Annotated in this window: 9 protein-coding genes, 1 tRNA gene and 2 rRNA genes (1 of these 12 running past the window's edge); 7 read left to right on the top strand and 5 right to left on the bottom strand. The window is 52.0% G+C overall.

The features are described from left to right. Positions 1–72: 72 nt before the first annotated feature. Together GLR48_RS06235 and GLR48_RS06230 are read right to left on the bottom strand one after the other, a co-directional pair. Positions 73–855 (bottom strand): Eco29kI family restriction endonuclease, encoded by a 783-nt coding sequence (locus GLR48_RS06235; RefSeq protein ID WP_237059706.1) that lies wholly within the window; start codon positions 853–855, stop codon positions 73–75. A 47-nt stretch (positions 856–902) separates the two neighbouring features. Beyond that, positions 903–2126: a DNA cytosine methyltransferase gene (locus tag GLR48_RS06230; protein WP_237059704.1), complete on the bottom strand. Its 1224-nt coding sequence runs from the start codon at positions 2124–2126 to the stop codon at positions 903–905. A gap of 249 nt (positions 2127–2375) precedes the next feature. Here GLR48_RS06230 and GLR48_RS06225 point away from each other — a divergent pair, with 249 nt between their 5' ends. From GLR48_RS06225 to GLR48_RS06195, 7 genes are all read left to right on the top strand, one after another. Continuing rightward, a complete protein-coding gene (locus tag GLR48_RS06225; RefSeq protein ID WP_237059702.1) occupies positions 2376–3167 on the top strand; it encodes a hypothetical protein in 792 nt (263 codons plus the stop codon). Then, positions 3151–3975: a hypothetical protein gene (locus GLR48_RS06220; protein ID WP_237059700.1), complete on the top strand. Its 825-nt coding sequence runs from the start codon at positions 3151–3153 to the stop codon at positions 3973–3975. The genes GLR48_RS06225 and GLR48_RS06220 overlap by 17 nt, the downstream gene beginning before the upstream one ends. Before the next feature lie 114 nt (positions 3976–4089). Further along, entirely contained in the window at positions 4090–6672 is a 2583-nt protein-coding gene (locus GLR48_RS06215) for a hypothetical protein (RefSeq protein ID WP_237059698.1), read from the top strand. A gap of 429 nt (positions 6673–7101) precedes the next feature. Beyond that, entirely contained in the window at positions 7102–7314 is a 213-nt protein-coding gene (locus GLR48_RS06210; RefSeq protein ID WP_237059696.1) for a helix-turn-helix domain-containing protein, read from the top strand. Between the two features lie 161 nt (positions 7315–7475). Next, a complete protein-coding gene (locus tag GLR48_RS06205; RefSeq protein ID WP_237059694.1) occupies positions 7476–8513 on the top strand; it encodes a hypothetical protein in 1038 nt (345 codons plus the stop codon). Between the two features lie 46 nt (positions 8514–8559). Beyond that, a protein-coding gene (locus GLR48_RS06200; RefSeq protein WP_237059692.1) for an IS3 family transposase occupies positions 8560–9713 on the top strand; the annotation gives its coding sequence in 2 pieces (ribosomal slippage) (positions 8560–8812 and positions 8812–9713; 1155 coding nt in all). A 484-nt stretch (positions 9714–10197) separates the two neighbouring features. After that, positions 10198–11190: a recombinase family protein gene (locus tag GLR48_RS06195; RefSeq protein ID WP_237059690.1), complete on the top strand. Its 993-nt coding sequence runs from the start codon at positions 10198–10200 to the stop codon at positions 11188–11190. Between the two features lie 601 nt (positions 11191–11791). Here GLR48_RS06195 and GLR48_RS06190 read toward each other — a convergent pair. The 3 genes from GLR48_RS06190 to GLR48_RS06180 form a co-directional block, all read right to left on the bottom strand. Further along, positions 11792–11868 (bottom strand) — tRNA-Met (locus tag GLR48_RS06190). Positions 11869–11939: 71 nt separating this feature from the next. Further along, positions 11940–12054, bottom strand: a 5S ribosomal RNA gene (rrf, locus tag GLR48_RS06185). 222 nt (positions 12055–12276) lie between these two features. Next, positions 12277–15021, bottom strand: a 23S ribosomal RNA gene (locus GLR48_RS06180) (it continues 89 nt past the right edge of the window).

Raw genomic sequence — 15021 nt, 5'->3', positions numbered from 1 at the left:
ATTCATATAAATCTAAAATTGGTAGCGCTTTGAAGATAAAATTTGAAGTCTGATCCGATGACGGTATAGTTTTCATTTAAGCCGGTCAGCCATACGGATTCCTTCGGCAAAGGCAGAAAACACGTCTTCAGATGATTGGAACACTTTAGTCAATCTAAAATGCCGCGCGACTTCAAGCAAAATATCCTCAGTTCCCCTTGCTTCGCGATTGCCCATCGCCCAAGTTCGACCGGGGTGGATGGTATCCCATGGCGATTTATTATTTGCTCTCGTCGTTGCTGCGTCACCATGCTTGCCGAGACCGAATAGAATTCGAGTTTCGTTGTTCCATATAGGCCGAAACAAATCTATCAGATAACTTTCCGCCGCAGTCTGATATCCACTCTGAACGGCTAAAGCACGGCATTCAAAATCTGCCACATCTATCCCAGAAACTTTATCAATACTCTTACGATGTTCATTTAACCGCCTGTAAAGCCTCGTCTCCTGTTCGACAATCGATTTAGCGCCAACTGGAGGATCCGCTTTTCCGACGTAAATAGGCGTCTCGGTTGCTGAAATCGAGGCGTAAATTTCTTCATTGCCTGTATAGTAAATGGCATAGACGCCAGAACCATAAGTCGGCTCGATCGCGCTTAAGCGCACTCTCTCTTGAGAAATCAAGGCCAGAGCCACGAAATGTCCGATTAGCCTTGGTTCTGATGGATCAAAAAATGAATTTGGCATACGTATAGCATCAACATCTCTCTCAAGCTGCTCTAAACCGAATTTCATTTCTCCAATTGCGTCAAGAATTTTTTTCTTTAAATAGTCATTCATATCCGCGCTGCGAATTACTTTTGCAAATTCACTCAAGCTGGAAGCAATCTCGTACGTGGCTCGAAGCTCAGGTTGACGCACCATCACGCTAACTCAGAATCATCTAGCCGTGCGGCTACGCTCTTACCGACCAGTCTAGCGAGTTCGGCCGGAACGGCATTGCCGAGTTGCCTCATGCATTCTGACCAAGCGCCATGAAATTTGTAAGCATCTGGGAACGTCTGAATTCGAGCGGCCTCGCGAACCGTAAAATACCGAACTGATCCATCAGCTCGACGAAGCATGTTCTCTCCACCCGGGACGCCATGCACACCTGCTTTAAGAGTCTTAGACGGCTCATCAATGTAGCTACCCGTATGACCGGGATAAATCCGCGCGTTCGGCTGATATCGGTGATTCAAAATTGAAGATGAAGTCTCAGATTTTGCTGGTTCCGACAAATTGCAGATTGCGTCGCGCGTTGTTCGCCAAGGTGAACTACTAGGCTTTTCGTCCCTTGAGAGCCGTCGCGATAGTTGAAGAGCGCGTCCCTCCAGCACGCGAGCTGATTTTGCGACTCTATGACGATCCCAATAGGTTCCAAAAAGTTGGTCCCAAACAAGTGCTTCTTGTGTGTTGTCACCTTGGGCAAAAGACCACCTAGCATCGACATCATCTCGGAAACCGACGAAAATCACACGTTCACGCCGCTGTGGCACCCCGTAGTTTGCAGAGTTTAATAGTTTCGTTACCACCTGATAGTGAAGATCGGGACGATGTGTGGAGGTGTGATGTTGCTCAAGACGCCGAAGATGCTCCTGCCACGATTCTGAAGGCTTACTAGTCATTCCTGGGTGTTCTAACTGCAGCTTTACATATTCGAAATACGGCAGAAAAGCAGATCGCGTCAGCCCCTTGACATTCTCAAAAATGAATGCCCGAGGCCGTGTTTCTCGCACTGCACGAATAGCTTGGGGAAACATGTCTCGCGCGTCATCAAACGCTCGATGCTGCCCGCCCAAAGAAAACGGCTGACAGGGTGGTCCACCGCTAACAAGATCTATTTTGCCTTCATACTGGACGAAGCTCACCTGCCGAACATCATCCTGAACTACCCGCCAAGGTAGTTCATCACCTTTTTGTTCACCGCATAATGCGCCATGGTTGTCCCGAAGAGTGTCGCAACACCATTTATCATGCTCTACAACTAACTGAGGCACGAAACCTGCACTCGCCAACCCGATCCCAAGTCCACCAGCTCCGGCGAAGAGTTCTAACGACTTCCGTGCGTTGGATCGGGCAGATAACCTATTCAGCACTTTTCGCATCCTCAATCCAGTGGCACGTTTAGACCAAAAACTGCACTACCTATCAAGAACGTAATGACAACTCGGCGGCAGACATGCGGTTACGTGAAGTTAAGAGTCAGTGTGACGCAGCGTGATCAGATGATAGACGAACAGTACGAAGCGCAGCCAAAAAACTTGACCTCCGGACCGATGTCGATGCACGTTTGAATACATTCATAAAATTTCAAAAATGAGCATTTAGTGTCCTTACCTCCGAAGCCAAACTTTATGAACATGGCCGTTTATACAAAAATCGAAGCTGACCCTACCATCGAAATGGCCGCAAAGCGTGATGCGATAGCCGCATGCGACGGATGCACTGCTGAATTAGGCCGACTTGACGACAAATCGGTTGAAAACAGATTCGATGAGTTCAGTTGGACCAAACTACATTTGGGACAGCCTCTAACAGGCAAGCCAAACGACACCTACGGCCATGTGAAAGTATTTGAAGATTGGGGTGACCGGTTACAGATCATCACACGAGATCCCATTGATCTTGTTAAGAAAAATCTTAGAATCCTATCTGGCCTTGCTCCTGCGGCCACTAAGCAACAAGTCACACTAGCCGAAAACTGGGCCAAACGCCAGCTCCTCGGAGCTGGCCACTCCTCAAAACCAGTCAGTTTAACGGGGACGGTTTGCTTCATATTTTTGCCCGACTCAGGAGTCACGGTTGAAGACATGTTCATCAACAACCCACAGCCACTCCCATGCCGCCTTGGTCTACCGTCCTTTTGGGATGACATGTGGGGAAGTGCGCCCCCCTTCGGAACTAAGCTCGAATACATAGGATATATCCTGATCGGGAAGGCGATGAGAAATATTCGGTCTGTTACTGTTTTCCATCCGGGCTACAGAAGCGTTCGCGACTTATGGAAACCTGGCGGAAAGACGGAACCACATCCCAACGGCCCACAAGATCACGTTGTACTCGGCGGCCTGAGCGAACTAGTGTGCGATCAAGTACTCGCCACGGCAGCACAAAAGGAGATTTACGGTTTTGAAGTCAGATATTAAAATAGTACCTGCGTTGCGCGAAGCTGTACAAGACTATGTTGCCGGCGTTGAGGACCGTTTTGGGGGCACAAAGCTGTCGACGGTCTTGGCGGTCTTACGGGTAGAAGGCCTTCGCGACATGCAGCCAACAGCGGATTTAATACTTGAGTTTCTCACAAAGAAATATTTAGATTGTCATCATTTAGAGAAATTATTTATTGCGCTGTCGAGAATCGTAAAAACTTTTGAGCTTAACGACACCAGAATCGCTGGAGCGGCAGAGCTACTAATGACATCCAGTTCACTCAGCCTGCAGCCAAATGAAGCAGCTCAATTACTAGATCTATTTGTTGCATCCGGCGGAGACTTAACACCAAAGGTTCTTATAAACCTAAGCCAAGTAAAAAATTCAGAAACACGTCAATGGGTGTATTTTGCAGTAAATTATGCATTCGTTGGAGACGTATCAGCGCTTGCCAAGACATTTCGCTCGCTGCTCAACGATCATGAAGTCAATTGGAAATCTATCTATATCATAGACTATATTGATGACATTCATCAACTGTATAAGATATCCGGTTTAAATATGATACTCAAATCATACGCTGAGAACATTACAAGTGAAGCCGAAAAAGAAGAACTCTACTCGTTTTACCAAGATCTGACCGGACGCGACTATCGGCCACAAAAAACTGAAATGGCTCATTCGCAATCAAGTGAAGTTACAATGTACTCGAGATTTCTTCGAGATGATATCTCCAAGAAATTAAGCAACAATCCGACTAAAGCGTCACGCGCGATACCATTTACAGACAGAATGACAGCGTAAAAAATGGGAGACAGGCAATTACCTTTTCATGACATAGCATTTCCATTGGTGAACAGCGTACTGCGGTCGTACGTAGAATTTTTTGATTCCACCGCTTTGCGAACAATTGACCCTATGTCGGTTGACGACCAGCTTATAAATCGCCATTTCTCATGGCTCGCACATCATGGTTCCGGCGCACCTGGTCTTCGCTATTTACTGGAGGGAACAGCAAATGAGAAATTGCATTCACTACGAACGAAGTACATTGGCGAGCGAGAGAAGTTAGAAAGATTTCCAGAACTTCTGTCGAATCTCGAGAATAAGGATAGCGTCACACTTGAATACATGAACCGTAGAGAAGAAACGGATACCGAGCAACCTGAAGTGGTCCGCGACGCCCCGACGCGGATTTCGCAGCTAGTTAAACAGGCTGTTTTTGATGTCTGGGCGGAAAATACTCCAGACTCCTACAGTATTGTAATGCCATCACCTCTAAAGGTTATTTCGGACTTCTTGACGATCCCAGAATTTCAAGGATCACGAGCATATCCGCACGTGGTGCTGCGATCTCTTTTGTTTGAAGCCCACAATCTGGTACCATTAGGACTTCCAGCAAGTAATTTCGAAGAGTTTTCGATCTCAGAACTTGAACAGGCATACGGGTCAATAAATACCTCATTCAGGGCTCGATATCGCAGCAAAGGGCAAGACAAGTTACCTGTTCCTACTGGTGGCCAAAAAAGTAGCCGCATCTCACGTTTATTGCGCGACACTTTAGGTATGCTTGGCATGCTGGAAATGCGATTTGCAATTCCGAAAGGCCGGGATAACGACTCTAAGCCGCAATTTGACGCAATACAAAAAATCTTGGCGACAGTAAGGAAATCAAATCTTTGGGACGACATTCCGCTTTACGAATATTCAAGACCGAAATCACTTCAATCTCTTCCAGAATTGAGTGAGCTTGTAAATTATATTTTTGGTCTACCGCTCCCAATCAGAGGTGCTGATACGCTCTTCCGTGGCGGATTGACATTCTCATCTAGAGGAGGCCTGGTTACAGCAATACATGGAGGCCCAGGCTCTGGAAAAACGTCTCTTTCGCTCGGTTTATGTGCCTACCTAGCGGGACTAGGAATAAAAACACTCTACCTTACTGCCGAAGAAACAGAAAGTGATCTAAGGGCGCGTGCGACAGGTCTGATACCCGGAGAAATTAGGCGCTTGCCATTTTACCCTGAAAAATCCGAGGACTGGTTATTTTATCAGCCAATTTCATTAGGTGGCACTAATGATAAAGAAGAAGGCTCATCCGCCAAACCCTTGAGCCGAATGACTTCAGCATTCTCCGAAATTAGAGATATACTATTGAATCAAAGTGGTGGTCCTGAAGATGGAATTCCACTTCCATGTTCAACAGTTGTAGTTCTTGATGGCCTGCACGAGATCGCAACGCAGTCACTTATGTCAAATAGCGGCAGTAAATCTGAAGCTCGTAGAGAATTTAACCAATTTCTTGAAACCTGCAGGCAACTTAAAGCACTCGTTATTCTGACGACCGGCGTTGATTGGGAAGCAGACAAATCTCTTGACTACTTGGTCGATGTTTCACTCCGATTAAGTCACGATACACACTCGGACAATGGCGTGAAACCTCATCGGCTTGTGACTTTGTCCAAGGCTCGACATCAACTTTGCTCTCCAGGTACACATGGATTTCAAATCTCGGGTCGAAAGGGAGTTAGATTTACTCCTCAAATGAACTATCAACTGGACACACTGTCGATATGGAATGCACATCTAGCCGATAAGTCCAGACACAAACGCGTACTTCTAAGCGCATTTCGGCAGGAGGACTTGAAAAGGTTTCCTGATACCGATCGAGGACGACTGCCAACGTCTTTAAGTGCCACTGAAATTGATAAACGTAGTGTGAAATTATGGCGGAGCTCAAATATCTTTATTAATGGAGAAGGGTCCGGCGGCAAAGCAGCTTTAGCTCTTAAAGTTGCGATCGCGCCGTACTTTTCTTCTTCCGATAATAATCTAGCATCCATGCCAGCAGAAAATGTTCTGATCATATCATTTCTTTATCCTGAAGAGTATTATAAAAATCTACTTGATAGACTCACAAGCCTCGCAGAACTTGAAAACAAAAAATTGCCTCAAGGTTACGAGCCAGAGATAAGTGTTATTCACCTTTATCCTGGGCATCTCAAACCTGACGTTCTATTCAACCGAATCTTTTGGGCAATTCGCTCAGCTGAACTTTCCGGTGATAAATTTACATCTGTTGTTATTGATGGTATTCACAATGTTTTTCTGCAGTTTCCAGAAATTGAGAGACAGACTCTTTTCTGGCCACAACTATTCAACATGCTCAGAACTATGGATATGAGTGTAATTATGACTCATACATTACTGTCTGTCCGGGAAGTTATTAAGGGTGGGCATAGAACTACAGCAGAAGTATCTTATCGATTTGTCGACGACAATCGCTCCGGTCCGCTGCGGCATGCCCTCGTTAATCAAACGGACTTCAGGATTGAGGTCGACCCTGCGATAGGAGGGGGTCTTCCAGAAGACCAACATGCCTTTGTCGTTGAAATACACTCGGCGATTGGGCAATCGCTGCCTTCTGCCTATGACAAATTATTCTGGAGTCGCGAACGATTAGTTTTTTTTGAAGATCGCGAACCACGCTTGCCCGTGTAATGTGCGCGCACTTCTTCGAATAGAAAACAATACACCTTGTGGTCGAACCTACCACGTGGAGTCTAGTTGCCCACATAGAGGCTTGTAAGCACTAACAACCATATCTATGATACAAAGCGTAGCCGCTTGGCTACACTGCGTTTCTAGGAGAATACTGGCGCTTGCCAGGGCACTTGGAAGCAATGAACGGACCCTCCGGGGCCCTGTGAGTTGTGACTGTGCCATCCTCAGCAGCCCCCCTTACAGTTCATTGTCTACGCGGTTTCATTTCTTGGAGCCCTGCCATGACAAGTTCTGCTAAATCGCCCGCCGCCAATGCGGCCACCCACCCGCACCACATCCTCACTGACCTCGTGCGTCTTCTGGCGCGTGAGGCTGCCCGTGCCGACTTTGCAACGGGTTGCAGGCCTGCGACGCGGGAGCAGTGAGATGACCAAACTCCCCTTCCCCGCCAATGCCACCTACTTCAGCGTCGCTCAAGTCTGTGAGCTGATGGGCGTTTGCGCCAAGACCGTGCTGCGTCGGATCGCCAGTGGCGAACTGCCCGCGACCAAGTTCGGTCGGGACTGGCGCATCGCCCGGTCGGACCTCCGGGCATACCTTGCGGCACGCGGCAATCAGGTTGCGGCCCATGTCCTCTAACGTCCTAAAAATGCCTGCTTCTCTCGGATGTCGGGAGAACGGGCCTACCAATTTTGGATACAAATTCGCGGCCGCATTGTCCCGAATGTCAGCCTTTGGGCTGCAAAGGGGCCAGCTGTCCCATGCTGTCCCCTGCCGCCGCATGCAAAAGGAATGAACCCATGCCGTTCGATCAATCCCACCACTCGCTCGCCGACGTCATCGATAAACTTCAGGCGCTGCCTAATCTGAACGACGCCCGACGGCGTGATCTGATTTCTGCTGTCATCAGGATTGCCACCTATCTCGGACGCACCCCTGCTGATCTGCCGATCGATGCCCCCGCACTCCGCGCAGCACTGGCAAACATTCATCCGGCCCAGATCGGGATCAAGGCGAAGTCCCTCAGTAACGTCAAAGCAAACTTGGCGGCTGCACTTAGGATTACCCGGTTCATGCCCCGCAATCTGCCTGTCGCAGAACGCTCGACTGCCTGGGTCGGATTTCTGGAAGCCACCAATGCGGTGTGTCAGGCCAACGCGCTGTCGCGCTTTGTCAGCTATTGCTCCAGCAAAGGCATCGAACCCGACGACGTGACTGATGCCGTCATGGCCGGCTTTCGAACTTACATCGATGCCCGCATCATTGGCAAAGACCCTGGCCGGTTGTGCAATGAGATGGCGCAGACGTGGAACGGCATCGTGACGCGCAATGACCTGCCGCTGGCGAGCCTGACGACGACAAAAAACCCGCAGTATCGCTGCCGCCCCCTGACATCCTATCCATCGAGCATGTTGGTGGAAATCGAAGCCTATCTGAAGCGGCGATCCCACGTTGACCTGTTTGCTCCGGATAGTCCCGACAACGCCCTTCGCCCGACTTCGCTGCGCAACACGAGGGTCAATTTGACCCAGTATTGCGATGCCCTCGTCAATGCGGGCATGCTTCCCAGCGAGTTTACCTGCCTCGCCTCTGTGGTAACAGCATCGCATATGAAGCAAGCGTTCAAGGCCCACATTGATCGGACCGGCGTACCGCTAAAGTGCGGGACCTTGCAGAACATGGCGGCGACACTGGTCGTCGTCGCGCGCGACTATCTTGGCGTTCCGTCCAAGCATCTCGATGAGATGCTGGACGTCAAAAAGCGCGTCTCGACCAATCCCAAAGGCATGACGCCAAAGAACAGTGAGGTGCCCCCCGAAAACTGGACACTGACGTAAGCTCCGATTTGCTGTCTGTTGATCTTCACCACGAAGGAGATCGAAGATGTCGAAACGAAAGCAGCACGCCCCTGAGTTCAAGGCGAGGGTGGCGCTTGAGGCGTTGAAAGGTGAGGCGACCGTGTCGGAACTGGCGAGCCGGTTCGGGGTGCATCCGACGATGATCAACCAATGGAAACGTGCGCTGCTGGACGGCGCGTCCGGTGTCTTTGAACGCGGCGGCCGCAAGACGCCGGTCATCGATGAAGACCAGGTCAGGGATCTGCATGCCAAGATCGGGGAGCTGGCGGTGGCCAACTCTTTTTTGGAAAGAAAGCTCAAACCTTGGGGCGGGAAGTGAGGCGCAGCATGGTCGAGCGCGACCATCCGGACCTGTCGATTGGCCAGCAGTGCGCGCTGCTACAGGTTTCTCGGTCGTCGTTTTACTATACGCCGCAGGGTGAGACGGAGCAGAACCTCGCGCTGATGCGGCTGATCGACGTGCAATTCCTGGAGACGCCCTTCTTCGGCGTTCGCCAGATGACGTGGCACCTGCGCAACGAGGGACACGCGGTGAACGAGAAGCGCATCCGTCGGCTTATGCGCCTGATTGGTTTGATGCCAATCTACCAGAAACCCAACACCAGCAAGCCGGCGAATGGGCACAAGACCTATCCCTACCTCTTGCGCGGGCTGCGCGTAGAGCGGCCCAATCAGGTTTGGTGCGTGGACATCACCTACCTGCCGATGCGCAGAGGGTTTCTTTATCTGGTGGCGATCATGGACTGGCACACCCGAATGGTTCTGGCCTGGCGGATCTCGAACACGCTGGACGCCGACTTCTGCGTCGACGCGCTGAACGAGGCAATCTATCGGTTCGGGCCACCTGACATCATGAACAGCGATCAGGGATCGCAGTTCACATCGTTTGCCTGGACAGATCGCCTGCGGCGGTCGTGCGTCCGCATATCGATGGATGGCAAGGGCCGCTACTTGGACAACATCTTCATCGAGCGCCTGTGGCGCACGCTGAAATACGAGTGCGTCTATCTGCATGTCTGGGAGACCGGGTCTCAGGCCCGCGCGGGTGTCCGGACATGGATGGGGTTCTACAATCACCGCCGCCCGCACAAAGCCCTTGGCGGCCAACCACCGGCCGTAGTCTACTCGCTGAAAGTCGAAGCAACGCAACCCGATCAGCAGGAGCAGATCAGAGCTTAGAAAGCGCCAGATCCTGTCCAAGGGAAGGGGAGCACCTCAGCCCACGATTTTTCTCTTATCTGATAAATCCAATCCAGTGTAGCCGCGGCGGTATTCAACTCCTCAAGCGCAATCTGATATACTGCCCCGGTACTTTCCGAAATAGTTATCTCCAAACAAGCATTTACTTCATTCAGAGTCCAACGACCCCACACAGTTTTTGGCATCTTAACCTCCAGCCAATTCAACATAGGGCCAGAAAAATCAGAAATCTTTACGGTCCGCTACAGAAATCCGTCAATGTAGCAACATATGTAGCTTTCACTCGCGGCTGAATTAAAAGATGATTTCAACCGGAATGCCGCTAGTGGCGTTGATCGCGTTGCAACGGGTTGCAATCGATAGTGGAAGACAACCGTGGAAGTGTGCCTATGATGTGGAGGGCCAAGGTTCAGCTGACACCGCATATTGCGGGCTGCTAACCGGACTAGGAAAGGCCCTCACCATGCGCGCTGCGATTTACGCCAGCTATTCGACCGACCTGCAAAGCGATGCCTCGATTGATGACCAGCACCGCTTGTGCCTGCGCCTCATCGCCAGTCACGGGTGGTCAGAGGCCGAGACCTATGCGGATCGCGGTATCAGCGGGGCATCGCATCTGCGCCCCGCCTACCAACGCCTGCTGCAGGATGCCCGCGACAACCGACTGGATGTCGTCGTCGCCGAAGGGCTGGATCGTCTCAGTCGCGATCAGGAACACATCGCTGCGTTTTTTAAACAGATGCGGTTTCATGGGATACCGATCGTCACGGTCGCCGAGGGCGAGATTTCCGAACTGCATATTGGCCTGAAGGGCACGATGAGCAGCCTGTTCCTGAAGGACCTCGCCCAGAAGACCCACCGGGGCCTCGAAGGGCGCGTGCGCAAGGGCAAGTCGGCGGGGGGCGTGACTTACGGCTACGATGTCGTCCGCGACCTGCTGGCGGACGGCTCCATCACCACAGGCGAACGGGTCATTAATGCAGCGCAGGGCGTCGTAGTGCGGCGCATCTTCACGGACTACAGCCACGGCATCAGCCCGCGTGCCATCGCCGCCAGCCTGAACCAGGACGGCGTCGCAGGACCACGCGGCACCTGGGGATCATCGACCATCTACGGCAACGACAAACGCGGCACCGGCATCCTGAACAACGAACTCTATCTGGGTCGCCTGGTCTGGAACCGGCAGCGGTTCATCAAGGACCCGGATACCGGCAAACGTCAGGCCCGGATGAACAAGCCGGACGACTGGATCATCGAACAGGTGCCTGACCTGCGGATCGTCAGCGATGACCTCTGGGAGGCTGTGAAGGCCCGCCAGAAGGCCACACGCAGTCTGGCCATCCGCAACAGCATCAGGGCGGTGGGGCGCATGAAGCGGGCTACCCACCTGTTCACAGGCATGCTGAAGTGCGGCACCTGCGGCGGTGGGTTCATTCAGGTCGGCAAGCAGTACTAAGGCTGCGCCAAGACGCGGAACAAGGGCACCTGCGGGAACCGCCTGACCATCAAACGCAACGACTTCGAGGCCCGTGTCCTGTCCGGCCTCAAGGACCAGTTGCTGCACCCGGACCTCATTGCGGAATAGGTCCGGGCCTATCAGTCCGAGTTCAACCAGCTGAGCGGCACAATCCGCGCGGATCGCCTGGCGGATATCCGCGAACTGGCTAAGATCACGCGGCAAATAGATCAGATGGTGAATGCCATCGCAGAGGGCATGTTTCATCCCAGCATGAAGGACAAGATGACGACGTTGGAATCAACCAAGGCGACGCTCACGGCGAAGCTGCGGGATGCCAATGATGCTGCCCCTGTCTTGCTACACCCCGGACTGGCCGACCGGTATCAAGAGCAGGTGGCCAACCTGACGGCGGCCTTGGGCAGCGACAGAACCAAGGCAGAAGCGACCTCAATCATCCGCAGCCTTCTGACGGAAATCCGGCTCATCCCGCAGGACGGCGTGCTTGCGATTGAACTGGTGGGGGCGCTGGCGGGTCTACTGTCATTGGGCGGTCCCAGAAACGACGAAAGCCACCCGAAGGTGGCTTGTTCGACAATAGTGGTTGCGGGAGTAGGATTTGAACCTACGACCTTCAGGTTATGAGCCTGACGAGCTACCGGGCTGCTCCATCCCGCGACAGGGTGTTTTAAATCGTTTGAGAGATACAGGTTGAACGTTTGGGTTCAACCACGGGTGTTTCTTACTAGGTGTGGCAATGACTTACTCTCCCACGTCTTAAGACGCAGTACCATCAGCGCTGTGGCACTTAACGGCCGAGTTCGGGATGGGATCGGGTGTTTTGCTCACGCTATGATCACCACACCAAGAAAGAAACACCGGCGGACGCACCCGTGTGCGTCCGCCGGGTGGCAGAGCACGTTCGCAAAGCAAATGTGCAGCCACTCAGCAGAACACTTCGGTGCATCTACCTATGTTTGTCATCAGCGGCCTGCGTTTTCACGCGGACCGTCGTTCAAGCCAAGTACGGCTAATGTTGTGTATGTATTATGATTTGGGTCAGTCGAAGTCTCGCTTCTACTGGATCAAATCAAGCCTATCGGACCATTAGTACCAGTCAACTGAACACATTGCTGCGCTTACATCTCTGGCCTATCGACGAGGTGGTCTACCTCGGTCCTCAGGGATACCTTGTTTTGAGGGGGGCTTCCCGCTTAGATGCCTTCAGCGGTTATCCTGTCCGATCATAGCTACCCTGCACTGCCGTTGGCACGACAACAGGTCCACCAGTGGATCGTTCACCCCGGTCCTCTCGTACTAGGGGCAACTCCTCTCAAGTATCCTACACCCACGGAAGATAGGGACCGAACTGTCTCACGACGTTCTAAACCCAGCTCACGTACCTCTTTAAACGGCGAACAGCCGTACCCTTGGGACCTGCTCCAGCCCCAGGATGAGATGAGCCGACATCGAGGTGCCAAACGGTGCCGTCGATATGGACTCTTGGGCACCATCAGCCTGTTATCCCCAGCGTACCTTTTATCCGTTGAGCGATGGCCCTTCCACGCGGGACCACCGGATCACTATGGCCGTCTTTCGACTCTGCTCGACTTGTCAGTCTTGCAGTCAGGCTGGCTTCTGCCATTGCACTCAACGAGCGATTTCCGACCGCTCTGAGCCAACCTTCGCGCGCCTCCGTTACAATTTGGGAGGCGACCGCCCCAGTCAAACTACCCACCACACAGGGTCCCGGATCCGGATAACGGACCGCGGTTAGACATCAAGCAGAGCAAGGGTGGTATCTCAAGGGAGGCTCCACCAGGACCAGAGTCCCGGCTTCAAAGCCTACCACCTATCCTGCGCATGCTGTACCTGATGCCAGTGTGAAGCTATAGTAAAGGTGCATGGGGTCTTTCCGTCTAACCGCGGGTAGCCTGCATCTTGACAGGCAATTCAATTTCGCTGAGTCCACATTTGAGACAGCGGGGAAGTCGTTACGCCATTCGTGCAGGTCGGAACTTACCCGACAAGGAATTTCGCTACCTTAGGACCGTTATAGTTACGGCCGCCGTTTACCTGGGCTTCAATTCGGAGCTTGCACTCCTCCTTTTAACCTTCAGGCACCGGGCAGGCGTCAGACCCTATACGTCGTCTTGCGACTTCGCAGAGCCCTGTTTTTTTTGTAAACCGGCGCCACCCCCCTGGTTTGTGCCCCCGCCCAAAACTTGCGTTCTGAACGGGCCTCCTTCTCGCGAACTTACGGAGGTATTTTGCCGAGTTCCTTAAATGTGGTTCTCTCAAGCGCCTTGGTATTCTCTACCAGTCCACCTGTGTCGGTTTAGGGTACGATCTTATAGGAGGGCTATTTCCAGGAACCTGTTGGCAGCCCATTCAATCCGATAAGGATGAACTACGTTTCAGATCCGTCACCACTCCACGGCCCAGGAATATTAACCTGGTTCCCATCGACTACGCCTTTCGGCCTCGCCTTAGGGGTCGGCTTACCCTGCTCAGATTAGCTTTAAGCAGGAACCCTTGGACTTTCGGCGAGGGAGTCTCTCACTCCCTTTGTCGCTACTCATGTCATCATTCTCACTAGTGATCTCTCCACCCCATCCCTCACAGGGGGGCTTCACAGAAAGCTCCGCGTCTCCAAAGCAGCCTAAACTGCTGAAGAGACATGGAACTATGTCACACTACGCTCTGCTACCGCGTATATTGCTATACACCCTAGACTTCGGCTCATGGCTTGAGCCCCGTTACATCTTCGCCGCAGGACAGCTTGTTTAGACCAGTGAGCTGTTACGCTATCTTTAAAGGATGGCTGCTTCTAAGCCAACCTCCTGGTTGTTTTGGCCGTCCCACCTGCTTTCCCACTTAGCCATGAATTAGGGGCCTTAGTCGTAGGTCAGGGTTGTTTCCCTCTTCACACCGGACGTTAGCACCCGATGTGTGTCTGCCGTCTAGTACTCCTCGGTATTCGGAGTTTGGTTAGGATCAGTAAGCCGGTAAGGCCCCATTACCCATCCAGTGCTCTACCCCCGAGGGTATTCGGACGACGCTCTACCTAAATAGATTTCGCAGAGAACCAGCTATCTCCGAGTTTGATTGGCCTTTCACCCCTAGGCACACCTCATCCCGACCTTTTTCAACAGGTGTGGGTTCGGACCTCCAGTTAGTGTTACCTAACCTTCATCCCGGACATGCCTAGATCACTCGGTTTCGGGTCTGATCCCACAAACTCAATCGCCCTATTAAGACTCGCTTTCGCTGCGCCTACACCTAACGGCTTAAGCTTGCTTGTGAGACCAAGTCGATGACCCATTATACAAAAGGTACGCTGTCAGGCCTCAAGGACCCTCCAACTGCTTGTAGGCGTTCGGTTTCAGGTACTGTTTCACTCCCCTCGTCGGGGTGCTTTTCACCTTTCCCTCACGGTACTGGTTCGCTATCGGTCAGTAAGGAGTACTTAGCCTTCGAAGGTGGTCCTCCGATGTTCAGACAGGATTTCACGTGTCCCGCCCTACTTAATACGTCCAATTGAGCTTCCAATACGGGGCTGTCACCCACTCTGGCTATCCTTTCCAGGATATTCTTGTCACTCTCATGGCTCGGCTGGTCCCCGTTCGCTCGCCGCTACTAGGGGAGTATCTGTTGATTTCCTTTCCTCCGGGTACTTAGATGTTTCAGTTCCCCGGGTTTGCTTTTCTAAACCTATGTATTCAGTCTAGAAATACCTGGTTTATCCCGCTGTTAGCTGTCTTGCGACAGTAACAACAAAATATCAGGTGGGTTGCCCCATTCGGAAATCCATGGATCAAAGCTTATTCT

It is taken from the genome of Loktanella sp. M215 (assembly GCF_021735925.1).
Lineage (GTDB): Bacteria > Pseudomonadota > Alphaproteobacteria > Rhodobacterales > Rhodobacteraceae > Loktanella.
Note: the sequence above shows the minus strand (reverse complement) of the source record. Positions and strands in the feature narration are given on the sequence as shown.

Coding starts and splice junctions, on each gene's coding strand:
- GLR48_RS06230 (WP_237059704.1), bottom strand. CDS start 2,126: ATGCGAAAAGTGCTGAATAGGTTATCTGCCCGATCCAACGCACGGAAG.
- GLR48_RS06225 (WP_237059702.1), top strand. CDS start 2,376: ATGAACATGGCCGTTTATACAAAAATCGAAGCTGACCCTACCATCGAA.
- GLR48_RS06215 (WP_237059698.1), top strand. CDS start 4,090: ATGTCGGTTGACGACCAGCTTATAAATCGCCATTTCTCATGGCTCGCA.
- GLR48_RS06210 (WP_237059696.1), top strand. CDS start 7,102: ATGACCAAACTCCCCTTCCCCGCCAATGCCACCTACTTCAGCGTCGCT.
- GLR48_RS06205 (WP_237059694.1), top strand. CDS start 7,476: ATGCCGTTCGATCAATCCCACCACTCGCTCGCCGACGTCATCGATAAA.
- GLR48_RS06195 (WP_237059690.1), top strand. CDS start 10,198: ATGCGCGCTGCGATTTACGCCAGCTATTCGACCGACCTGCAAAGCGAT.